The sequence below is a fragment of the Cellulomonas algicola genome (assembly GCF_019024305.1).
GTDB lineage: Bacteria > Actinomycetota > Actinomycetes > Actinomycetales > Cellulomonadaceae > Cellulomonas > Cellulomonas algicola.
In genome coordinates this window covers 305,818-327,975 of the sequence record NZ_JAHKSJ010000006.1, presented here as the reverse complement: position 1 = coordinate 327,975, position 22,158 = coordinate 305,818, and the positions used below count along the sequence as shown (strand labels likewise).

Below are 22,158 nucleotides of genomic sequence, written 5' to 3'. Positions count from 1 at the left end.
GGGAGCACCGTGATCGCCTGGCTCAACCGGCTCGTCGACGCCGTCGAGGACAGCCTCACCGAGGACCTCGACGTCGTCCGCCTCGCCACCACGCTCGGCACGAGCGAGTACCACCTGCGGCGCATGTTCTCGTCGCTGGCCGGGATGCCGCTGTCGGAGTACGTGCGGCGCCGGCGGATGACGCTCGCCGCGGCCGACCTTGTCGGCGGTGCGGACGACCTGCTGACCGTCGCCGTGCGCTACGGGTACGGCTCGGCGGAGGCGTTCGGCCGGGCGTTCCAGTCGGTGCACGGCGTCGGCCCGGGTCAGGCCCGGCGGGACGGCGGTCCCTTCCGTACGCAACCCCGCCTCAGGTTCCGCCTGACCGTCGAAGGAGCCAGTCCCATGGACGTCCGACTCGTCACCCGCCCCGCGTTCCGCCTCGTCGGGCACGCCGCCCGCGTCCCGCTCGTGCACGAGGGGGTCAACCCGGCGATCCAGCAGCACGTCGTGTCGATCGCGCCGGCCGAGCACCGGCGGCTCAAGGCGCTCGCCGACACCGAGCCGTCGGGCCTGCTCGCGGTGAGCGCCGACCTCGACCCGGACCGCCGCGAGGGCTCGGAGCTCACCTACCTGCACGGCGTCGCGGTCTCGGACGACGCCGAGGTCCCCGACGACCTGGACGTGCTCCCCGTCGACGCCGGGACGTGGGCCGTCTTCCGGGCGTCCGGCCCCTACCCGCAGACGCTGCAGAGCGTCTGGGCCGCGACCGCGACCGAGTGGTTCCCGTCGAACCCGTGGCGCCTGCGTCCCGGGCCCGAGGTCGTCGCCGTGCTCGAGCGCGCCGACGACCTCAGCACCGCCACCGTCGAGCTCTGGCTGCCCGTCGAGGGCGGCTGACCGGCGCGGCGGGTCGCCGGGTCGCTGCCGGCGTCGTTCACTGGTGCGTCCGTACGACCGTCGACCGATGCCGGGAGCAGCACCGCATGAACGACTGGAACACGCACGTCATCGAGGAGTTCCGCGCGAACGCCGGGCAGGTCGGCGGCCACTTCGCGGGCGAGCCGCTGCTGCTCCTGCACACGACGGGAGCCCGCACCGGTGAGCCGAGGGTCAGCCCGATGATGTACCAGGACCTCGGCGACGGGCGCCTCGCGGTGTTCGGGTCGTTCGCGGGGCGCGACGTCCACCCCGCCTGGTTCCACAACCTCGTCGCCCACCCCGAGGAGCGTCGTGCCATCTGGGAGCGCCAGAAGCAGGCGTACCCGCGGTTCGCCGAGTACGAGCAGAAGACGGACCGCGAGATCCCCGTCGTGGTGCTCGAGCCCCGCTAGCCGACGCCCACCCCGGGCGGGCTCAGGCGCTCGTGCAGGTCAGCGCCGGTGTCGGGGGCGTGCCGCTTCCGCTGCCCAGAAGCCCGAAGGTGGCGGAGCCACCGGCGGGCAGCGAGCCGTTCCACGACACGTTGCGCACGGTGAGCTGGTCACCCTGCGTCGTCAGCGAGCCGTTCCAGACCTGGTCGACCCGCTCGCCCGACGTGCGCCACGCGACGCTCCACGACGAGGTGGGCGACCCCGCCCGGACCGTCACCTCCGCCTGGAATCCGCCGGGCCACGAGTTCATGACCTTGAACGTCGCCGTGCACGCGCCCGCGGGCGGCGGCGTGGTGACTGTCGGAGTCGGCGTCGGCGTCGTGGTGGGGGTCGGCGTGGGCGTCGGGGTCGGCGTCACGGTGGGGGTGGGCGTCGGCGTGGGGTTCGTCGTCGTGGACGGGAGCGACGTGAAGAACCGCCAGATCTCGCCGGGCACCCACGACTGCTGCTGGCCGCGGTCGCGCGCGTCCCACTGGTGCCCGCTGTCGGACGCGAGCCACACGACGGGGTAGCCGTCGCGGCACGTGTACGCGGTCCGCGTGTGGGTGCCGCTGCCCGCGGCGGGCTCCTGCGCCTGCTGCGCCTGGCAGCCGTTGTTCCGCAGCGCGCGGTCCCGCAGCGCGCGGCCCTGCGAGATGTTGAGGACGTCGTCGACGACGCCGTGCGAGCCGAGGTACGCGATCGGCTGCGTGCCGCCGTCGCACCCGGACAGCTGGGCGCCGTTGAGCACCGCGACAGCCCGGAAGACGTTCGCGCGCGCGCACGCGAGCGCGTTGCTCATGCCGCCGCCGTAGGAGAACCCGGTCGCGAACCGCTGCGTCGTGTCGATGCACAGCGCGGCCTCGAGCGTCCTCAGCACGTCGTCGATGAACTGGACGTCGCGGCCGCCGCTGTTGGGCCACGCGTTGTCGATGCCCTGCGGCGCGACGAAGACGGTGCTGGTGCCGGCGAGCGGCTTCAGGCCGTAGAAGCCCTGGTTCACCACGTCGGACGCGGTGCCGTGCCACCAGTGCAGCCCCACGACCAGCCGGTACGCGCGGTTCGGGTCGTACCCGGACGGCACGTCGAGGCGGAACGTGCGCTGCTGCCCGCCGCTCGTGATCGTGTGGGTGCCGGTCGCGAGCCCGGCGGGGCGTCCGCAGCCGGCGGTCGTCGCCGCGCGGACGGCACCCGCGGCGCGGACGGTGTCCGGCAGGGCCGCGACCGCGGGCGCGGTGAGCCCGACGAGCGCGAGGACGGCGACGGCGGCCGCCAGCAGGGTCCCGCGGAGGCGGGTCGGGGTGGGGTGGCGCACGGTCGGCTCCTCCGGCTCGTCTGGTCCGCCCCCGCGTGGTCAGGACGCGTGCCGACGGTCGCCGACACGTGCGGGTGACGATCTACACCGATGAAGGTACGGAGCGGCGCACTGGCCCACACGACTGCGAAACGGTTCAGCGGGAGCGGGCTACGGGGGCATGAGGTCTGGCGACGGCCCCGTCCTAGAGTCGGGGCCCATGAGCACACTCCTGGACGGGCCGATGGACGCCGGGTGGATGGACCGAGCACGACCGCTCGACGAGATCCTCGTCGACGCCGCCCTGTGCATCTCGGACAGCGTCTACCACGGCCCCGTCAACGGCTTCAGCCGCGAGGAGTGGGGGAGCCTGCGCGAGCCGGTCGAGCCGCCGGACCTGCCGTGCCGCGTGCCGGGAGTGGTTGTGACGGACGACGCGCGCGGTCGCGAGGACGCGCTCGCCGCGTACTACGAGCGACTCGTCGACGTCGCCCGCCGCTGCGGCGCGTCCGTCGCCCTGGCTCGGCCGTTCCCCTACTTCCGCGTGACGCCTGTGGTGGTCGCGGCCGGCGAGCAGGTCGTTTCCTTCGACTGGACCGACGACGTCGCCGAGACGTCGCACATCCTGCGCGCCCTGGCCGGCGGGGGCGACGACGGTGTCGTCTGGGACGACGTCGACGAGGGGTGGTTCATCTACGTCGTCGTCCAGGACGGCGTCCTGTTCATCGGCCAGTTCGACCCCGACCGCCCGCGCGAGGAGCTGGTGCTCCGCGCCGACGCGCGCGTGGTCGCGGAGCAAGCCGCTGCGGCCCTCGACAGGCTGACGAGGCTGCACGCGCACCTCGTCGAGTCGCTCGGGCACGACTACTGGACGTCTCGCCACTGACAGGCGTCGAGGAGGCGCGTCCACCGGGGCCGCTCGCCCTCGGCGAACGCGGGTATCGCTGCGGCGGTCGGGCGCGCTGGACTACGGCATGGACGACGACGTGCTCGACGCGTACTCGCGGACCGTCTCGGGCGTCGCGGAGCGCGTGCTCCCGAGCGTCGCGAGCCTCACGGTCGTGACGGCTCGCGGTACCGGCGCGGGCTCGGCGAGCGTCATCACGCGCGACCGGCACCTGCTGACGAGCGCGCACGTCGTCGCGGGGGCCAGCCGGGTCGAGGCGGCGTTCCTCGACGGCACGACGGTCGACGCGGACGTCGTCGGCCGCGACCCGCTGTCCGACCTCGCGGTGCTGCGCGCCCACGACGACCTGCCCGACCCCGTCGAGCTCGGCGACGCCGCACGGCTGCGCGTCGGTCAGCTCGTCATCGCGCTCGGCAACCCGCTCGGCCTGGCGGGAAGCGTCACGGCGGGCATCGTCTCGGCGCTCGGGCGGTCCCTGCCGACCGCGTCAGGACGCGTCGTCGACGAGGTCGTGCAGACCGACGCCGCGCTCAACCCGGGCAACAGCGGGGGAGTGCTCGCCGACGGCGCCGGTCGGATGGTCGGGGTCAACACCGCGCTCGCGGGCATCGGCGTCGGGCTGGCCGTGCCGGTCAACACGACGACCCGGCAGATCGTCGACGCGCTCATGACGCGCGGACGGGTGCGGCGCGCGTGGCTCGGCATCGCGGGGATCCAGGTCGCGCTGGCACCCGAGCTGGCTGCGCGCATGGGCTCGCGCACGGGGCTGCAGGTGGCCGACGTGTCCCCGGGCAGCCCCGCGCAGGAGGCCGGGCTGCGGCGCGGGGACGTCGTCGTCGAGCTCGACGGCAACCGGGTGGTGACCGCGACGGCCGTGCAGCGGCTCATGGTCGAGGACGCGATCGACCGGCGCATCGAGGTCACCGTGTGGCGCAACGGCGCCCTGGTCGACGTTCTCGCGTACCCGCGCGAGCTCGCGACGCCGTGACCGCTGACACGGGCACCGACCTGCTGGGCGCTCGTCACGCGCCCGGCCGTCGCTGAGGACGGCTACCTCGGCGAGGTCGTCGGGCGCCCGTTCCCCGAGGTGATGCCGCGATGGGACGACGCGGACGGAACCGCGCGCACCTGCGGGTCACCGCGGCGACTGGTCAGACGGTGACGGAGAGGTCCTGCAGCCAGGCCTGCCAGCGCGGCTCCTCGCGTCGCAGGTAGTCGGCGGCGTCGGGGGAGAACAGGAACGCGCGCACGCCGGCCGTGGCCTTCCCGTCGCCCTCGCCGTACGCGTAGACGTTGAGCACGCCCGGCACGGGTGCGGTCAGCCGCACCAGCGCCTGCTTCTCGCCGACCCGCTCGACGACGCCGGTGGAGCCGCGCACGTCGATCGTCTCGCCCTCCGCGCCGAGCCCGAGCCCGTCGCGCAGGGCGGTCCAGACCGCGGGCACGTCGCCGGCGTGCGACGCGGTGACGTCGAGGTGCGTCGCCTGCTGGCCGGGGAAGTGCGCGAGGTACGTGCGCAGGTTGTCGAAGAACGGCCGCCACTCGGCACCGAGGTCGTCCCACCACTCCGACTCCCAGTCGGCGCCGATGCCGAACCCGCTGCTCGTGACGTGCACGACGCACGTGCCGCCGGACCGTGCCTCGACGACGAACTCGGAGGTGAGCGGGCTCAGTGCGTCGGGGTCCTTGCCCATGAGGCGCGCCCAGTCCTCCTCGTAGACGAGGCGGTGCGGCGGGTCCCAGCGCACGACCTGGCCGACCGAGTCCATCTCGGGGCCCATGACGAAGCGCAGCGCGCCGCCCTCGCGCTCCTCGAGCTCGGTCTGCGTGAACCAGCCGCTCATGCCCGTCGCGGTGGCGATGGCCTGCCACACCTGCTCGGGCGTGCCGGGGACCTCGACGCTGAACTCCAGGCGGTACGGGACGTCCGGCGTGGTGGTGGTGGTGGTGGTCATGAGCTCGTCTCCTCGGTGAGGGGGTGGGGGTCGGGCAGGGGGTGGGCTGCGACGACGAGCCGGTGCGGGCGCCCGTCGTCGTGGTGGTAGCGCGCGGCCAGCTCGAGCACCGCGGCGGTGAGGTCGTCGGCGAAGGCCGCGCGGTCGGCGGCCGACCGGAAGCCGATCGTGGTGTCGATCGTGAGCGTGGGAAGTCGTCGGCCGGACGTGCCGGCGCGGCGTGCGAGCATGCCGACCTCGCGCACCAGCCGCCCGGCCAGCGCGACGAGGTAGGCGGCCGAGAGGTGGTCGGCCTTCTTGTCGGGGTCGGCCGCGGACACGGTCACGGCGGCGGGGGAGACGACGTACGCGGCCGCCGACGCCTGGAGCACGCGCTCGGTGATGCCGCCGTGCCGGCGCTCCTCGGCGAGCTCGACCAGCCCGTGCGCCTCGAGCGCCTTGAGGTGGTAGTTGACCTTCTGGCGCGTGATGCCGACGCGGGCGGCGAGCCCGGCGGCGGAGGCCGGGACGGCCAGCTCGGCGAGCAGCCGTGCCCGGACCGGGTCCAGCGCGGCGGCCGCAGCCTCCGCGTCCTCGATGACCTCGACGTCCTGCATGGCTCCACCGTGGCGCTTGACAACAAATCTTGTCAAGACCATGCGAGCGTCCTACGTTCGGAGCATGGGAAAGCTCATCTACTCGATGTTCACGTCGCTCGACGGGTACGCCGCCGACGCCGACGGCAGCAGTGACTGGGGCGGCGCGCTCGACCCCGTGCTGCACGACTTCGTGTCCGACCAGTCGCGGTCCGTCGGCACCTACCTCTACGGCCGCCGCATGTACGAGACGATGTCGTTCTGGGAGACCGCGCTCGACACCCCCGACCCGCCGGACTTCGTCCGGCACTACGCCGAGGTCTGGCAGGCCGCCGACAAGGTCGTCTACTCGACGACGCTCGACGCCCCCACGACCCGGCGGACCACCGTCGAGCGCGCCTTCGACCCCGTCGCCGTGCGCGTGCAGGTCGACGCGCTCGACCACGACGTCACCATCGACGGCCCGACGCTCGCCGCGCAGGCGCTGCGCGCGGGGATCGTCGACGAGGTCCAGCCGTACGTCGCGCCCGTGTCCGTCGGCGGCGGGCTGCGCTTCTGGCCCGACGACGTGCGACTTGACCTCGACCTCGTCGAGCAGCGGGCCTTCGGCAACGGCACCGTCTGGTCCCGGTACGCCGTGCGCCGCGGCTGACCCGTCCCCGCCGCGGCGCGCAGGGCGGCGCTGATGTGACTACCGTCACACTCATGACGCGTCCACGGCGGACGACGACGTCCGCGCTCCTGGCGGTGATCGCCGCGCTCGTCCTCGTCGGCTCGGTCGCGACGACCGCGTCCGCGGGGCCACGGCACCGCGTCGTCTACGACGCGCTCGGCGACTCCTACGCCTCCGGCTACGGGGTCCCGCCCTACACCGCGTGCGGACGGTCGCAGTCCGCCTACCCGGTGCAGCTCGACGGGCGACACCGCGTGCAGCTCGACGACTTCGTCGCCTGCGCGGGCGCCACGACCGTCTCGCTCGTCGCGGGCGGACAGCTCACCGCGCTCGACGCCGACACCGACCTCGTGACCCTGAGCATCGGCGGCAACGACGTCGGCTGGTCGACCGCGGTCGTCGCGTGCCTCGGCGGCACCGACGCGCAGTGCGCGGGCGCGACGGCCCTCGTCGACGCGCGCATCCGGGGCGAGCTCCCCGCCCTCCTCGACACCGTCTACGCGCAGGTCGCGGCCGCCGCGCCCGACGCCCGCGTCGTCGTCACCGGGTACCCGCGGCTCTTCTCGCCCGAGCACGGGGCCTACCTCGCGGCCTCGGTGGCCGAGCTCACCGCGCTCAACACCGCGGCGGACACCCTCGCCGCCGTGATCTCGGCCGCGGCCGACCGCGCCGGGTTCCAGTACGTCGACGTCCGCAAGCGGTTCACGGACCACGGTGCGAACGCACCGGACCCGTGGATCCTCGGACCCACCGACCCCGCGGCGTTCCACCCGACGGCCGACGGGTACGAGGCCTACACCGCCGCGGTGAACTCGGCGCTGGGACGGGTCCGACTCTGCTGAGCCGCGCGACGCGCCTCCACGGCGGTGGACCTTCGCCCTCTGCCGCGCTCGGACGCGCTCAGTCGCTCGGGCCGCCTTTCGCGGCAGCGAGACGACAAGGGCTCAGTGCCGGGGGCCGTCGAGCAGGTCGTCGAGCGAGACCTGGCGCAGCAGCCGGTGCTCCCCGACCACGTGCAGCTCGCCACCACGCGCCGTCAGCCTCCTGCGCCGGAGCTCCCGCCCGTCCGGCATGACGAGACGGCCCAGCGGCTCGCCGACCTCGATCCCGTCGTGGCACAGCCGGAACGGCGTCACGACGTCGAAGTCGGCGCCGTAGCCACCGACGAACGCGCCGCGATCGCCGTCGACCAGGACGGCCGCCGCGCCCGTCACGCCCGTCGCGCCGAGATCCGTCGCCGCGTCGCCCTCAGCGCGCACCAGGTGGAACTCCGTATACGCGTAGCACACGGCGGCCTCCCCGCTCACGTTCAGCGCATACACGTCGAACAGGCCCGGCAGGCCGCGCTCCGAACCCGGGTACGACCAGCGGATGTGCAGGTCCTCGTCGAAGCGGACGAGCCTGCGTGTGCTGATGTCGTCGGAGGCCTCGTCGAAGTACGCGATCCACACTGCCCCGGCGGGTGTCGTGAGGACGTGCTCGATCGCGTCACCGACGAAGCCGGCGGTCACGAGCCGCCCGTCCGTGTCCCACACCTGCGCGTTGGTCTCGCGTCTACGGGCACGCGCCGCGACCAGCAGGACCCTGCCGCCGGGGAGCGGTTGCACGAACGTCGCGTCCACCGCGCCGTCGAGCACGACGGGAGGTGCGGCCGCGTCGGTCCGGTCCAGCAGGAGGCGGTCCCCGCGCTCGCGGTCGCGGACGAGTGACAGCACCCGCCCGTCCGGTCCGACGCCGACCGCCACCGGGTCGTACACCCACCGCCCCATGTCCGGCCAGCCCTCCGGCTGCAGCCAGCGGCGTGCGTCCCGACGCAGCGGGATCATCGGCAGCGACAGCAGTGAGCGGCGGCGTGCCAGGTCAGCGCTGTCGCGCTCGTCCCACGAGGTCACGGCCGCATGATGCCAGGCCCGGTCGACCGACCGGTGGCGCCCCGGGTGGAACGGTCAGCGCAGGTCCGTGGCCGCGGCGCGCAGGACGCCGTCGACCACCGACGCGTCGTCCGGGCCGAGGTCGGGCGTGTACCGCCACTGCGTGTGCGTCCAGGCGTCCGCGAGGTGGTCGTCGGGCTCGACGGGCAGGCGCACGGACTCGCGGAACAGCGTCGTGACGAGCGGGCTGCCCTCGTGGACCGGGCTCTGCGCGCCCGTGAGCAGCACCTGGACGCCCGCCGACGGTCCCTCGTCGACGAGGTAGCGCAGGCGGCCCACGGCCGCGTCGTCGAACGCGGTCGGGAAGTCGTGCACGACCAGGAGACGGTGCGCGTCGTCCCCGCCGAGCGCGTCCAGCGCGCCCGCGGACCGTGCCATCTGCACGAGGTCGACGCGGCGGACCAGCGCGTCGAGGACCGCGCACGCGGCCGTGACGGACGTCGCCGCGGGTGTCGACATGGCCCGGCTGCCCGGCTGGGCGAGCGCGGTGAGCGACGGCGCGAGCCCGCCCGTGAGGTCGACGACGAGCACGTCGAGACCGCCGACCGGGTAGGCCGCGAGCAGCCGTGCGACCAGCGCGCGGACCGCGCGGACGGCCGCGGCGTCGGTCCCGCTCGCGCTGTCGACCCACAGCGGCTGCACGAGCGGGAGCCCGAGCAGCATCGGGAAGCGCTGCGACGGCGCCTCCTCGACGTGCAGGTCGCCGACGCGCACGCCGGGTGCCGGCACGGTCGGCGGGCGCCAGCCGCGCCACGCGGCGGCCGTCCACGGTGCCATCGCGGCCGGGAGGCGGCGCTCGTGGTCCGCGAGCTCGGCGGCGAGCTGGTGCAGGTCCGCGTCGTGCCGCTCGCGGGCGCGCGCGACGAGGTCGGCGTGCTCCCGCTCGGCCCGGGCGGCGGCGCTCTGCTTCCCCGGGCCGCCCCGGGTGCGGGGGTCGGCGACCAGGTCGGCGAGCGCCTCGTCGCGGCGACGGTCGGCGTACGCGACGGCGGACCGGAGCGCGGCCGTGGAGCGCGCGGCGTCCTCGAGGATCGCCGACGACTGCCGCAGGAGGCGCTCGCCGTCGCTCGTGCCGGGCGGCGGGGGCGGCGGGGGGCCGGTGGGCGCGGCGGCGTGCACCGGTCGCGGCGCGGCGGCCGGCGTCAGGGCGGCGGCGCGGGGCGTGGTGGGCACGCTGGTCGCGACGGTGTGCGGGGCGCTCGGTGAGGCCGTCGTCGCGGCGGGTGCGGACGAGGCGGGGGCTGCGTGGTCGTCGGCGTCGTCGACCTCGATCCCGTGCGCGGTCACCGCCTGCGCGAGACCCCCGTCGTACCCCTGCCCGACGGCCCGGACCTTCCACGCGTCGCCGCGGCGGTAGACCTCCACGGTGACGACCGCGCGCTCGCTCGTGAGGTCCACGAGCGGGAACCGCGCCCGTTCGGTCCCGTCGCCGCCGCGCAGCACCGCGGTGAGCGGCGGGAGGGCACCGAGCGCCGGTCGGTGCGGGTCGACGCTCACGAGGCACAGCACGGCGTGGACGCGCGTGGGCAGCGCGGCCAGGTCGAGCCGGACGCGGGCGGGTGAGCCCGCCTCCAGCGTCGCGCCCGGTGCCGACGGCTGGTTGTAGAAGACGAGGTCGTCGGACGCCGCCGCCCGCTGCCGCTCGTCGACGAGGAGGACCGACACGTCGCACTCGGCGGCCGCAATGCCGACCACCTCGACGAGCACGCCCGCGTCGGGCCAGGGCGCGTTCTGGCCCCGCCCGAGCACCAGCGGTGAGGTCACCCGACGTACCGGGCGAGCGACGGCACCGTCTCCATCGGCGTGCGGGCCTGCATGCCCTCGCCGACCGCCTGCATCTTCCACGTCGGGCCCTGGCGGTACACGCGCGCCATGAGCATCGCGGTGAACGGCATGCCGCCCGCGAGCGTGTAGCGGGCCAGCTCGGCACCCGTGGTGTGGTCGACGAGCCGGCAGAACGCGTTCTGCACCTGCTCGAACGTGTGGCCCTCGTACGACGTGACGACGAGCATCACGTCCGTGACGTGCACCGGGACGCGGGTCAGGTCGATGAGGATCGTCTCGTCGTCGCCCTCGCCGTCGCCCGTGCGGTTGTCACCCGTGTGCTGCACGGACCCGTCGCGCGTGCGCAGGTTGTTGTAGAACGCGACGTCGACGGGGTCCTTGCCGGCGAACAGGATCGCGGACGCGTCGAGGTCGATCTCGACCTCGCGGCTGCCGAACATCCCGCGCTTGCGGACCGGGTCCCAGCCCAGGCCCATGCGGACCATCGTCAGCGCGACGCCGCCGTCCTTGACGAGCGAGACCCGCTGGCCCTTCGACAGGTTCACCGGCCGGGCCTTGGTCAGCTGCACCTCGCCGGCACTGGCGGTCTCCGCCGCGGGCGCCTGGGGCGCGGGCGGCGGCGGGGCGACGGGCGCCGGGGCCGGGGGTGCGGGCGGCGCCGCGACGGGGGCGGCGACCGGTGCGGCGGCGACGGGCACGGCGACCGGTGCGGCGACGGCCGGCGGGGGCGTGTCGTCGACGGACACCCCGTGGTCGGTGACGAGGTCGCCCAGCCCGCCCGCGTACCCCTGACCGACGGCGCGCACCTTCCACGCCCCGGCCCGCCGGTACAGCTCGAGCGCGACGACGATGCTCTCGGTCGCCAGGTCGGTCATCGTGAACGCGGCCAGCGGCGTCCCGGCGTCGTCGGTGACGCGCGCGACCGGCTGCCCGACACGGCCGAACGTCGAGGACGCGTCGTCGAGGCTCGTCACGAGCCGCACCGCGTGGACGTCGGCGGGCACGGCCCCGAGGTCGACCTCGACGCGCCAGGGCTGCCCGGCCGACGGCTGCACGCACCGCACGCCGGGCCCGTCGGGCTGGTTGTAGAAGACGAAGTCGGCGTCGGAGCGGACCCGGCCGCTCTCGGTGACGAGCAGCGCGGACAGGTCCGCGGGCGCGGGGACGTCGACCGTGAGCGTGACGCGCGACGCCGTCAGCGGCGCGTTCGCGCCCTTCGTGAGCTGGTCCACCGGGTTCCTTCCGTGGGGCCGACCGGGGCAGCGGCACCGGCCGCACGGAATCTACCGGCCGCCGGGTGTGCCGGGGGCAGGCTTCACGAACGGGTGCACGCACGTCGTGCCGAGGTCAGACGCCCGTCCGGCGGTGGCCACCGGGCCGCGGACGCCCCGCCCGCACCTACCCCGCGACGACGACCAGCTCGTTGCCCTCCGGGTCGGCCACACGCACGCGCCCCGGCGACTCGTCGAGCAGCCGGCCGCCGGCGTCGAGGGCCGTCGCGACGCGCGCGGCGGCACGGTCCGCCGGGACCGCGAGCTCGACGTGCACGCGGTTGCGCTGCCGCCGCCGCTCGGTGTCGGCGGCGTCGATCTCCTGGAACGCGAGCACGGGGCTCAGCCAGCGCGGGTCGACGACGTCGTCGAGCGCGGCGCGCCCGTCCGGCACGTACCCGAGCACCGCGAGCCAGAACGCTCGCACGGCGCGGACGTCGGCGGCGTCGAGGAAGAGCTGCACGAACCGCGGCGGCTCGGCGTCGGCGGTGGCCCCGAGGTCACGGGCCGCGGTCTGGAGGCGCGCCGCGAGCGCGGGGAAGTCCACGTCGAGACCGTGCGCGTCCGCGTCCCAGCGGTCCTTGCCCGTGTCGAGCACCACGAGGCCGGGCCGCACGTCGAGCAGCAGCGGGAAGCCGGCCTCGTCGGCGAGAGCCGCCGCCGCGGCGACCAGGTCGCGCTGCTGGGACGACGACGCGACGCGGTAGCAGGCCACGGCGCCGAACACCGCGTGCCAGTCGGTCGTCCCGGGGGCGTCGTCGAGGCCGCCCGCAGGTACCAGGTCGACCTCGTTGCCGTCCGCGTCGGCGTGGCAGACGCCGAACACGCCGTACGGCTCGCCCGGACGCACCTGCTCGGCCACCGCCGCCGGGCGCACCACGTCGAGGTGCAGGCGGTTGCGCAGCGGGCGCGGCTCCGGCGACGTCCGGAGGCGCAGGACGGGGTCGCGGCGCAGCGGGTCGACGAGGTCTCCGTCCTCGGTGGGGGCGTAGCCGAGCACGCCCTGCCAGAACGGGCGCACCGCGGCGGGGTCCGGCGACTCCACGACGACGCTCACCCGCTGGAGGGCCGACGGGTCGGCGGTCAGCCCGAGGTCGCGTGCTGCGGCCGACACCGCACCCGCCTGCCCCGCCGCCGCGACGCGGACGCGCACGCCCGTCGCACGCACGTCCACCGCGACGTCGCCGGGTAGGTCGACCAGCCGTCCCGCGAGCGCGGCCCCCGCGGTCAGCGACGGCGCGTCGAACCACGCCGTCGCGACGCCGTCGACCACCCGCCAGTCCGCCGACATGTCCGTCATAGGGGAACGGTAGGGGCGCACCCGGCGCGGCGCCCAGGGGGTCGCGCCGACCTCCGTGGGCACGGGCGTGTCACACGAGCCGGCGCTGTCTCGTCACGTGCACGAGAGCGCCGCACGGGTGCTCGGGAGCGACGGGAGACACCTCATGAGCACGCACGTGCTGGTCCTCGGCGGCGGGTACGCCGGTGTGATGGCCGCGAACCGCCTGTCCGGCCGCGACGACGTCGAGGTCACGCTGGTCAACCCGCGCCCGCGGTTCGTCGAGCGCGTGCGGCTGCACCAGGTCGCGGCCGGCACGCACGGCGGCCTCCACGACTGGGCGGAGGTGCTGGGGGAGCGGGTGCGCGTGGTCGTGGACGAGGCGACGCACGTCGACACCGCGCACCGCCGGGTCCGGCTCGCGGGCGGGACCGACCTGCCCTACGACCACCTCGTGTACGCGGTCGGCAGCCACGCGACCGACGCAGGCGTGCCGGGGGCCGCCGAGCACGCGCTCGCGGTGAGCACGTTCGAGTCCGCGACGCGGCTGCGGGCGACCCTCGACACGACGCCGACGGCGCCCGTGGTCGTCGTGGGCGGCGGACCCACCGGCATCGAGACCGCCGCCGAGCTCGCGGAGACGGGCCGGGCGGTCACGCTCGTGTGCGGCGGCGTGCTCGCGCCGTACGTCCGGCCGTCCGCCCGGCGCGCGGTCGCGCGCCGGCTCGCACGGCTCGGTGTCACGGTGCTCGAGCGGCCGCGCGCGACCGAGGTGCGCGCGCGGTCCCTGCTGCTGGACGACGGGCGCACGCTCGACGGGCTCACCGTGTGGGCGACCGGCTTCGCGGTCTCCGACCTGGCGCGGCGCAGCGGCCTCGCGACGGACGCGACCGGGCGGCTGCTCACCGACGAGACCCTGACCAGCGTCGACGACGACCGCGTCGTGGGTGCGGGCGACGCGGTCGCACCCTCGGGGGTCCCGCAGCGCGCGAGCTGCCAGGCCGCCGTGCCGCTGGGCGCGCGCGCGGCCGACACGGTGCTGGCGCACGTCGACGGCCGGGTCGCGGCACCCGTCGACAACGTGTTCTTCGGGCAGTGCATCGCGCTCGGCCGCGAGGCGGCGACGTTCCAGGCCTCGCGCGCGGACGACACGGCCGTCGCCCTGCACGTCTCCGGACGCGCGGGCGCCCTGCTCAAGGAGGGCGTGACGCGTCAGATCGTCCAGGGCCTCGCGCGCGAGGCGCGTCGGCCGGGATCGACGCGTCTGCCGTCCTCCGCGTCGGCCCGGGCCCGCGCGCTCGCGGCGGCGGCGACGGACCGCGTGACGTCGCCGCCGCCGCAGGCCAGGGTGGACGCGTGAGCCGCGCCGAGGAGTTCGAGCAGCTGCGCCCCCTCCTCTTCTCGATCGCGTACCGCGTGCTCGGCAGCGTCGGGGAGTCCGAGGACGCGGTGCAGGAGACGTGGCTGCGGTGGGACGCGTCCGATGTCGAGCCGAGGTCGGTCAAGTCCTACCTGTCCGCGATCGTCACGCGCGTCTCGATCGACGTGCTGCGGTCCGCGCGCGTGCGCCGCGAGGCGTACCCGGGCCCGTGGTTCCCCGAGCCGCTGCTCGAGGACCCCTACGAGGAGCCGGAGCGCGCGGCCGAGCTCGCCGACTCGCTGTCGACCGCGGCGCTCGTGCTCATGGAGCGGCTGAGCCCGCTCGAGCGTGCCGTCTTCGTGCTGCGGGACGTCTTCGGCTTCGACGTCGCCGAGGTCGCGAGCGCCGTCGGCCGGAGCGAGGCGGCCTGCCGCCAGCTCGCCTCGCGCGCCCGCCGGCACATGGACGCGGGCCGGCCGCGGTTCGAGGTCGACCGCCGCGAGCGGGAGGAGCTCGCGAGCCGGTTCGTCGACGCGGTGCGGGAGGGCGATGTCGACGCGCTGCGCGAGCTGCTCGCGGCTGACGTCCAGATGATCGCCGACGCCGGCGGCAAGGGTCCGCTGTGGGGGCGGGGGATGTTCTTCGGGGTCGACCACGTGGCGCGGCTCGTCGCCGCGACCGCGCCGTCGCTCGCGGCCGTCGGGGTGGTGCTCGACGAGCGGGAGATCAACGGCCAGCCCGGCGTGGTCGTCCGCGACGGCGACGGGAACGTCGTGGTGACCATGACGCTCGACATCGCCGACGGCCGGGTCCAGGCGATCCGGAGCGTCACGAACCCCGACAAGCTCGCGCACCTCGGCCCGCTCGCCGACGGGCACGCGCTGCTGCGCAGGGCGACGCAGGAGCGGCGCCGGGGCTGACCGCCCCGGCACGGGCCGCCCCGGGCGGGCGGTGTGCCCGCCGTCTCGTCGGACGCCCTCATCCCGTGGGCGGAGCCGCACGCCCCGGCGATCTCCTCCACCGGTCGGTGCTGGGCGGCCCATCCCGATTCGTAGCGTCGTCGACGGACGCCCGGACGGGCCCGACGACGAGGAGACGCGATGATCGAGGTGGAGGCGCTGAGCAAGCGCTACGGCAGCACGACAGCGGTGGACGGCCTGACGTTCACCGCCCGGCCCGGGACGGTCACGGGGTTCCTCGGGCCCAACGGCGCGGGCAAGTCCACGACGATGCGCGTCGTCGTCGGGCTCGAGCGCGCGACGTCGGGCCGTGCGACGGTCGACGGCCGCCGGTTCGCCGACCTGCCCGCCCCGCTGCACGCGGTCGGCATCATGCTCGACGCGCGCTCGGTCCACCCGGGCCGCACCGCGTACGCGCACCTGCTCGCGATGGCGCAGACGCACGGCATCGGCAAGGCGCGCGTGCGGGAGGTGCTCGCGCAGACCGGCCTGGAGTCGGCGGCGCGCCGGCGGGCCGGCACGTTCTCGCTCGGCATGGGGCAGCGGCTCGGCATCGCGGGGGCGCTGCTCGGCGACCCGGCGACGCTCATCCTCGACGAGCCGGTCAACGGCCTCGACCCCGACGGCGTGCTGTGGGTGCGGCGGCTGGTGCGCGAGCTCGCGGCCGAGGGGCGCACCGTCCTGCTGTCGTCGCACCTCATGCACGAGCTCGCGCTGTGCGCGGACCGCGTCGTCATCATCGGGCGCGGCCGCCTGCTGGCCGACGCGCCCGTGCAGGAGATCGTCGACCGCACCGGGTCGGGCTCGCTCGAGGAGGCGTACCTGCAGCTCACGAGCGACGCCGTCGAGTACCGCACGGACGCGACCGCGGGCGGTGGGCGATGAGCGCCGCGACCACGGCGCCGCGTGCCGTCGGGGCGTCGTCGACCGCGCGCCGACCGACGCCCGCCCGGGTCCTCGCGTCGGAGTGGACCAAGGTCGTGTCGCTGCGCTCGCCGTGGTGGACCGCCGCCGTGACGGTCGTCGTCGGCGGCGTCATCACGTACCTGAGCGCACAGGCGTCGTCGGGTGACCCGGGGTTCCAGCCGATCGACTCGCTGTCGTCCGGCCTGATGCTCGCGCAGCTCGGACCGCTCGTGCTGGGTGTCCTGGTCGGTGGCGGGGACTTCCGCACGGGTGCGTTCCGCTCGACGTACACGACGGTGCCGCGCCGCTGGCCCGTGCTCGTCGCGCAGAGCCTCGCCGTCGCCGGGTTCGCGCTGGGCATCGCGGTCCTGACGACGGCCGCGTGCGTCGTCGGGATCCTGCCCGCCGCCGCGTCGCGCGACCTGCCGGTCGACCTCACCGCCGACGACGCGCCCGCGCTCGTGCTCGGCATGGTGCTGTTCCTCGTCGGGCTCGCGCTGCTCGGGCACGCGCTCGGCGCGCTGCTCCGACGGACGGTCCCGGCCCTGGTCACCGCGCTGTCGCTCGTGATGATCCTGCCGATCGTGCTCATGATGGCGAGCGATCCGCTCGTGGCCGGCGGCGACCCCGCGTCGCTCGCGGCGCCCGCCCAGGGCGCGGCGCCGACCGTCGTCGGCACCGTGAACGTGCTCCTGCCCGGCACCGCGGGCGGTCTCCTGACGACCTCCGCGTCGTCGGGCCCGATGGACGGTTCTCCCGACCTCGGACCGGTGGGGGGCGGGCTCGTGCTGGCGGCGTGGATCGCCGTGCTCCTGGTCGCCGCCGCCGTGCGCCTCCGGACCCGGGACGTCCGGTGACGACCGCCCCGCCGACGACGCGGGAGCGCACCGCGCATGGCGCTCCCGCGCGTCGGGGCGTGACCGCCGGACGTGTGCTGCGGGCCGAGTCGACCAAGCTCCTCAGCGTCCCGGCGCACGTCTGGCTCGCGCTCGGCACGGTCGTCGCGGCCGCGGTCACCGCGTACGGGCTCGGGCTGTTCGTGCGGCCCGGCGACGCCCGGTCGGGGTCCTGGGTCGTGACGTCGGGCTTCGTGCTCGCGCAGGTCGGGTTCCTCGTGCTCGGCGCGCTCGTCGGGTCGGGCGAGCACACGACGGGCACGGCGCGGGCGACGTTCACCGCGGTTCCGCGGCGCCTGCCCGTGCTCGGCGGGCAGACCGTGGTCACCGCGGGGGCGGCCTTCGCGACCGCGGTCCTCGCGCTGGGGGCGTCGTGGCTCGCCACGGCCGGGGTGCGCGCGGCCGGCGGTCCCGGCGTCGACCTGGCGGTCCCCGGGACGACCCGCGCGCTCGCCGGGTTCGTCCTCGCCTCCGTCGCCGTCGCGCTGCTCGGGCTCGGCCTCGGTGCGCTCCTGCGCCGTCCCGCTGACGCGATCGTCGGCGGGATCGTCCTCGCGGTCGTCGGCGACCACCTCCTGGCCGCGAACCCCGGCCCGGTCACCGACACCGTCCGTGCCCTCCTGCCCTCGGCGGGGGCGCGGCTGCTGCAGGACGACGCCGCGCTCGCGGCGCTCGACGACGCGACGCGCGGACCGCGGCTCGGCGTCTGGGGCGGCGGGGTCGTCGTCGCGGCGTGGGTCGTGGTCGTGCTCGCGGCGGCGGCGTACCGGTTGCGGCGGCATGACGTCCGCTGACAGGCCCGCTCCGCCGGTGCCGTCCGGCGCGCCGCGGACCGGGCCGGAACCATTGGAGAGACGGCCGGACGCGCCTGCGGGCCGGTCTGCCGCACCTGCGCACTGGCCCGACGCCGACCGGTGGGAGAGTGGGCCCGTGGTGATCCGACGCGCGCTCGCGGCCCGTGAGGTCCGGCGGGACGACGAGCCGCTCACCGAGGAGCAGGTGCGCGGCGCGAGCCCGGTCGCCCGGCTCGTGACCGCCCGGCCGTGGGTCATGGACGCCGCGGTCGCGGCCGTGATGGTCCTCGTCGGCCTGGTCGGCGCGGGGTTCGCCTGGGAGACCGTCGGCGGTGCCGTCGCGCTCGGCCTCTACCCGCTCGACTCGGGCGTCGAGGAGTCCGTCGTCACCACCTGGCTGCTGGGGACGGCCGTCGGGGCGACGCTGCTGCTGATGCGGCGCGCCCGACCGCTCACCGTGACCGCGCTGCTGACGGTCGCCGCGCTCGCGTCGCTCCTGGCGGACGGCGTGCTCGGCGTGCTCGGCGCCTGCCTGGCGTGCGCGCTCTACAGCGTCGCCGCCGAGCGGTCCGCGACGGTCGCCTGGACGACGTGCGGCGTCGTGCTCGCGGTCGTGACCGTCGCGCTGTGGCAGTGGCAGGACATCGGGCTCGTCGAGATCCTCGCGTGGTCCGGTACTCCCGTCATGGCGCCGGGGGAGTGGTCGCCGAACCTGTCGGAGCCGTCGTTCTCGCCGGGCCGCCGGTCGGGCTCGGTGCTGCTGCTGCTCGCGCTGCTCGTGCTGGGCGTCGCCGTGGGCTCCGCGGCCCGCGCCCGCCGCCTGCACGCCGCGGACCTCGTCGAGCGGTACCGCGCGCTGGCCCGCGAGCGCGACCAGAGCGCCGCCCTCGCACGCGCCGCCGAGCGCCAGCACATCGCGCGCGAGATGCACGACGTCGTCGCGCACAACCTCACGGTGATGGTCGCGCTCGCCGACGGCGCGGACGCCGCGTTCGACCGCGCCCCGGACCGGTCGCGCGAGGCCCTGCGTCAGGTGGGGCGCACCGGCCGGTCCGCGCTCGCCGACATGCAGCGGGTCCTGGGCGCGCTGTCCCCGGCCGGGGGCGACGGGACCGAGCCGACCGAGGTGGACCTGTCGACGGTCGTCGAGCGCTTCGCGGTGACCGGGGTCCCCGTCACGGCGACGGGCCTCGACACGACGCTCCCGCAGGACACCGCGGTGCGCCTGGCCGTCCTGCGGATCCTCGGCGAGGCGCTCACGAACGTCCTGCGGCACGCGCCGGGCGCCACGTCCGTCGAGGTCGCGGTGCGCCGCACCCCGACGACCGTCGAGGTCGACGTGCTCGACGGGGGCGGCACGCGCGCCGGGAGCGGCGGCGGCACGGGGCGTGGCATCGTCGGCATGCGCGAGCGCGCCGCGCTGCTCGGCGGGCACGTCGAGGCCGGCCCGCGGGCGGACGGCGGCTGGCGCGTGCACGCGGTGCTGCCGTGGTCCGACGACAAAGGAGACGCCCGATGACGACGGTCCTGCTCGTCGACGACCAGGCGCTGCTGCGCAGCGGCTTCCGGCTGGTCATCGAGTCCGAGCCCGACCTCGAGGTCGTCGGCGAGGCCGCCGACGGGCGCGTCGCGCTCGACCAGGTCGCCGCGCTCGCGCCCGACGTCGTGGTCATGGACGTCCGCATGCCCGGCATGGACGGCATCGAGGCGACCCGTCGGGTCGTCGCCGAGCACCCGTCGTCGCGCGTGCTGGTGCTCACGACGTTCGACGTCGACGACCTCGCGTTCGCCGCGCTGCGCGCCGGGGCGTCGGGCTTCCTGCTCAAGACGGCCCGTCCCGCCGAGCTCGTCGACGCGATCCGCACGGTCGCGGACGGGACGTCCGTCGTCGCGCCGCGCGTGCTGCGGCGCATGCTCGACCTGTTCGCCCCCCACCTTCCGGCCGGGCAGGCGCCGGACCCGGGCGGCGCGGCGCTCGACCCGCGCCTGAGCGCGCTGACCCCGCGCGAGCTCGACGTCCTGCGGCTCATCGCCGAGGGCGCGTCGAACGTCGAGATCGCGACCGAGCTGTTCGTCTCCGAGGCCACGGTCAAGACGCACGTCGGGAACGTGTTCGCCAAGCTCGGCGCGCGCGACCGCGTGCAGGCGGTGATCCTCGCGTACGAGTGCGGCCTGGCCGGGAGCGGCGCGGCGCGTCGCTGACGCGCCCGCGTGCGGCGTCAGCGGTACCGGGCGACGAGCGCCGCGCCGGTCGCGGCCAGGTGCTCGCGCACGCCCGGCGGGCCGACGACCTCGACCCACGCGACGAGTCCCGCGAGCTCGCCCGCGACCGTGCGCTCGTCGCGACCCCGGACCACGACCTCGACGCGCCCGTCGGCCGTGGCCGCGCCCACGTCGAGCCGACCCCCGAACCCGATCCGCAGCACGTCGAGGCCGTCGGATGTGCACAGCGCCCGGACCGTGAGCGGCGTGCGTCGTCGGTCCACCTCGTCGGCGACCGCGCGCCACGCGGCGGCCAGGTCGAAGTCGTCGGGCCGCCGCACGGGGTCGTCGGTCGGCTCGACCGTGGACACGCGGTCGACCCGGAACGTGCGGCGCCCGACCGCGGTGTCGCCGACGAGGTACCAGGACGCGCCCTGCGCGACGAGGCCGAGCGGGTGGACGGTCCGCGTGCTCGCGGCGCCCGCGGCGTCCACGTAGCCGAGGCGCACCTGCACGCCGCGGACCACGGCGTCCTGCACCGCGTCGAGGTGGTCGGGGGTGCGGTGCTCGACGTGCGCCCAGCCCCACCCGCGCGGGTCGACGACGACCGACGAGGACGCCGCCTCGGCCTGGTCGCGGAACGGCTCGGGCAGGGCGCGGACGAGCTTGCGCAGCGCGCTTCGCACGGCCGGCGTGACCGCCGACGCCGGTCCGGCGACGAGGAACAAAGCCCGGACCTCGGCCGCAGTCAGCCCGGTCAGGTCGGTCCGTGCCCCGCCGACCAGGCGCCAGCCGCCGCCGCGGCCCTGCACCGAGTACACGGGGACGCCGGCCGTGCCGAGCGCGTCGAGGTCGCGGCGCGCCGTGCGCTCGGACACCTCGAGCTCACGCGCGACCTCGGCCGCGGTCACGTGCTCGCGGCGCTGCAGCAGCAGGAGGAGGGCCATCAGCCGGTCGGCGCGCACGTGCCGAGACTGTCAGGGAAACCGGTCATGAGATGGCCGGTTCTGCCGGTCAGCATGACGCCATGACCACACAGGCAGGTGCACCGACCGTCCCGACCGACCTCCCCGAGCCCACGCTCGTCGCCGTGAACGGCGTCGAGCTCGAGGTGGTCGAGGCCGGCCCACGGGGAGGGCGTGCCGTCGTCCTCTGCCACGGCTGGCCCGAGCACGCCTACTCCTGGCGCCATCAGGTCCCCGCGCTCGCGGCGGCCGGCTACCACGTGATCGTGCCCAACCAGCGCGGCTACGGCGCCTCGTCGTGCCCCACCGAGGTCACCGAGTACGACCTCGTGCACCTGACGGGCGACCTCGTCGCGCTCCTCGACCACTACGGTCACGCGGACGCGACGTTCGTCGGGCACGACTGGGGCGCGTTCGTCGTGTGGGGCCTGGCGCTGCTGCACCCGGGGCGCGTGAACGGTGTGGTCGCGGTGAGCCTGCCGTACCAGGAGCGCGGCGAGCGGCCGTGGGTCGAGGTCATGGAGGAGGTGCTCGGCGAGGACTTCTACGTCGTCCACCTCAACCGTCGCCCGGGCGTCGCGGACGCCGTCTTCGACGAGGACCCGGCGCGGTTCCTCCGCAACCTCTTCCGGGTCGACGTGCCGCCCGCGCCGCCCGGGGCGGGCATGACGCTCGTCGACCTGGCCCGCGCGGAGAACCCGCCCGGCGCGCCGCTCCTGAGCGACGACGACCTCGCCGTGTTCGTGTCCGCCTTCGCGCGCACCGGGTTCACCAGCAGCGTGAGCTGGTACCGCAACCTCGACCGCAGCTGGCACCTGCTCGCCGACGTCGACCCGGTCGTCCGGCAGCCCGCGCTCATGGTCTACGGCGCCCGGGACACGATCGCGCCCGCGCCGCACCTCTCGACGTTCGTGCCGCGCGTCGAGGTCGTCACGCTCGACAGCGGCCACTGGATCCAGCAGGAGCGGCCGGAGGAGACGACCGCTCTCCTCCTCGCGTGGCTCGCGCAGCAGGACCGCACCGCGTAGCACGCGTCGGGCGGGCGTCGCGCGGGGCCTCGGGTTTTCGCGCGACG

The 22,158-nt window shown here is 75.7% G+C and carries 22 protein-coding genes; 14 read left to right on the top strand and 8 right to left on the bottom strand.

Going from position 1 to position 22,158, the window contains the following annotated elements; genetic code table 11:
- Positions 1–9 precede the first annotated feature (9 nt).
- The gene (locus KOV94_RS05605; RefSeq protein WP_218051449.1) at positions 10–879 is read left to right on the top strand and encodes an AraC family transcriptional regulator; all 870 of its coding nucleotides are present in this window, start codon (positions 10–12) and stop codon (positions 877–879) included.
- Positions 880–965: 86 nt separating this feature from the next.
- The gene (locus KOV94_RS05600) at positions 966–1,313 is read left to right on the top strand and encodes a nitroreductase/quinone reductase family protein (RefSeq protein WP_218051448.1); all 348 of its coding nucleotides are present in this window, start codon (positions 966–968) and stop codon (positions 1,311–1,313) included.
- 22 nt (positions 1,314–1,335) lie between these two features.
- On the opposite strand, the gene KOV94_RS05595 is transcribed toward KOV94_RS05600, so the two are convergent.
- Complete coding sequence (locus KOV94_RS05595) at positions 1,336–2,646, bottom strand: CE1 family esterase (protein ID WP_218051447.1); 1,311 nt, start codon at positions 2,644–2,646, stop codon at positions 1,336–1,338.
- Between the two features lie 199 nt (positions 2,647–2,845).
- On the opposite strand from KOV94_RS05595, the gene KOV94_RS05590 reads away from it, so the two are divergent.
- Together KOV94_RS05590 and KOV94_RS05585 are read left to right on the top strand one after the other, a co-directional pair.
- Positions 2,846–3,511, top strand: coding sequence for a hypothetical protein (locus tag KOV94_RS05590; RefSeq protein WP_124342953.1), 666 nt, complete (start codon positions 2,846–2,848; stop codon positions 3,509–3,511).
- Positions 3,512–3,599: 88 nt separating this feature from the next.
- Entirely contained in the window at positions 3,600–4,520 is a 921-nt protein-coding gene (locus KOV94_RS05585) for a S1C family serine protease (RefSeq protein ID WP_218051446.1), read from the top strand.
- Between the two features lie 163 nt (positions 4,521–4,683).
- Here KOV94_RS05585 and KOV94_RS05580 read toward each other — a convergent pair whose 3' ends face one another.
- Both KOV94_RS05580 and KOV94_RS05575 read right to left on the bottom strand, forming a co-directional pair.
- Positions 4,684–5,487, bottom strand: a complete 804-nt coding sequence (locus KOV94_RS05580) for an SRPBCC family protein (RefSeq protein WP_218051445.1) — start codon at positions 5,485–5,487, stop codon at positions 4,684–4,686.
- On the bottom strand, positions 5,484–6,083 hold the full coding sequence (locus KOV94_RS05575) for an ArsR/SmtB family transcription factor (protein WP_218051444.1): 600 nt from the start codon (positions 6,081–6,083) through the stop codon (positions 5,484–5,486). The genes KOV94_RS05580 and KOV94_RS05575 overlap by 4 nt, the downstream gene beginning before the upstream one ends.
- A 64-nt stretch (positions 6,084–6,147) precedes the next feature.
- Between KOV94_RS05575 and KOV94_RS05570 the strand changes: the two genes are divergently transcribed.
- Together KOV94_RS05570 and KOV94_RS05565 are read left to right on the top strand one after the other, a co-directional pair.
- A complete protein-coding gene (locus KOV94_RS05570) occupies positions 6,148–6,714 on the top strand; it encodes a dihydrofolate reductase family protein (RefSeq protein WP_218051443.1) in 567 nt (188 codons plus the stop codon).
- Between the two features lie 53 nt (positions 6,715–6,767).
- On the top strand, positions 6,768–7,577 hold the full coding sequence (locus KOV94_RS05565) for an SGNH/GDSL hydrolase family protein (RefSeq protein ID WP_218051442.1): 810 nt from the start codon (positions 6,768–6,770) through the stop codon (positions 7,575–7,577).
- A 102-nt stretch (positions 7,578–7,679) separates the two neighbouring features.
- Here the strand turns inward: KOV94_RS05565 and KOV94_RS05560 are convergent, their stop codons facing one another.
- From KOV94_RS05560 to KOV94_RS05545, 4 genes are all read right to left on the bottom strand, one after another.
- Entirely contained in the window at positions 7,680–8,627 is a 948-nt protein-coding gene (locus KOV94_RS05560) for a hypothetical protein (RefSeq protein WP_124342959.1), read from the bottom strand.
- Between the two features lie 54 nt (positions 8,628–8,681).
- Positions 8,682–10,430: a TerD family protein gene (locus KOV94_RS05555; RefSeq protein WP_218051441.1), complete on the bottom strand. Its 1,749-nt coding sequence runs from the start codon at positions 10,428–10,430 to the stop codon at positions 8,682–8,684.
- Positions 10,427–11,683: a TerD family protein gene (locus KOV94_RS21180; RefSeq protein WP_218051440.1), complete on the bottom strand. Its 1,257-nt coding sequence runs from the start codon at positions 11,681–11,683 to the stop codon at positions 10,427–10,429. The genes KOV94_RS05555 and KOV94_RS21180 overlap by 4 nt, the downstream gene beginning before the upstream one ends.
- Positions 11,684–11,849: 166 nt before the next feature.
- A complete protein-coding gene (locus tag KOV94_RS05545; protein WP_124341991.1) occupies positions 11,850–13,022 on the bottom strand; it encodes a VOC family protein in 1,173 nt (390 codons plus the stop codon).
- A gap of 145 nt (positions 13,023–13,167) precedes the next feature.
- On the opposite strand from KOV94_RS05545, the gene KOV94_RS05540 reads away from it, so the two are divergent.
- The 7 genes from KOV94_RS05540 (at position 13,168) to KOV94_RS05510 (ending at position 20,118) form a co-directional block, all read left to right on the top strand.
- Complete coding sequence (locus KOV94_RS05540) at positions 13,168–14,361, top strand: NAD(P)/FAD-dependent oxidoreductase (RefSeq protein ID WP_124341990.1); 1,194 nt, start codon at positions 13,168–13,170, stop codon at positions 14,359–14,361.
- Positions 14,358–15,281, top strand: a complete 924-nt coding sequence (locus KOV94_RS05535) for an RNA polymerase sigma-70 factor (RefSeq protein WP_218051439.1) — start codon at positions 14,358–14,360, stop codon at positions 15,279–15,281. The genes KOV94_RS05540 and KOV94_RS05535 overlap by 4 nt, the downstream gene beginning before the upstream one ends.
- Positions 15,282–15,461: 180 nt before the next feature.
- The gene (locus KOV94_RS05530) at positions 15,462–16,205 is read left to right on the top strand and encodes an ABC transporter ATP-binding protein (RefSeq protein ID WP_218051438.1); all 744 of its coding nucleotides are present in this window, start codon (positions 15,462–15,464) and stop codon (positions 16,203–16,205) included.
- Complete coding sequence (locus KOV94_RS05525) at positions 16,202–17,083, top strand: hypothetical protein (protein ID WP_218051437.1); 882 nt, start codon at positions 16,202–16,204, stop codon at positions 17,081–17,083. The genes KOV94_RS05530 and KOV94_RS05525 overlap by 4 nt, the downstream gene beginning before the upstream one ends.
- Positions 17,084–17,142: 59 nt before the next feature.
- Positions 17,143–17,916 carry a hypothetical protein gene (locus tag KOV94_RS05520; RefSeq protein ID WP_308160389.1) on the top strand — a complete coding sequence of 258 codons (774 nt, stop codon included), beginning with the start codon at positions 17,143–17,145 and terminating at the stop codon, positions 17,914–17,916.
- Between the two features lie 136 nt (positions 17,917–18,052).
- A complete protein-coding gene (locus KOV94_RS21175; protein ID WP_308160388.1) occupies positions 18,053–19,435 on the top strand; it encodes a sensor histidine kinase in 1,383 nt (460 codons plus the stop codon).
- Positions 19,432–20,118 carry a response regulator gene (locus tag KOV94_RS05510; RefSeq protein WP_218051434.1) on the top strand — a complete coding sequence of 229 codons (687 nt, stop codon included), beginning with the start codon at positions 19,432–19,434 and terminating at the stop codon, positions 20,116–20,118. Before KOV94_RS21175 ends, KOV94_RS05510 begins: the two co-directional genes overlap by 4 nt.
- A gap of 17 nt (positions 20,119–20,135) precedes the next feature.
- On the opposite strand, the gene KOV94_RS05505 is transcribed toward KOV94_RS05510, so the two are convergent.
- Entirely contained in the window at positions 20,136–21,083 is a 948-nt protein-coding gene (locus KOV94_RS05505; RefSeq protein WP_124341238.1) for a helix-turn-helix transcriptional regulator, read from the bottom strand.
- A gap of 62 nt (positions 21,084–21,145) precedes the next feature.
- Here KOV94_RS05505 and KOV94_RS05500 point away from each other — a divergent pair, with 62 nt between their 5' ends.
- Positions 21,146–22,111, top strand: coding sequence for an alpha/beta fold hydrolase (locus KOV94_RS05500; RefSeq protein ID WP_218051433.1), 966 nt, complete (start codon positions 21,146–21,148; stop codon positions 22,109–22,111).
- The last annotated feature ends 47 nt before the right edge of the window (positions 22,112–22,158 follow it).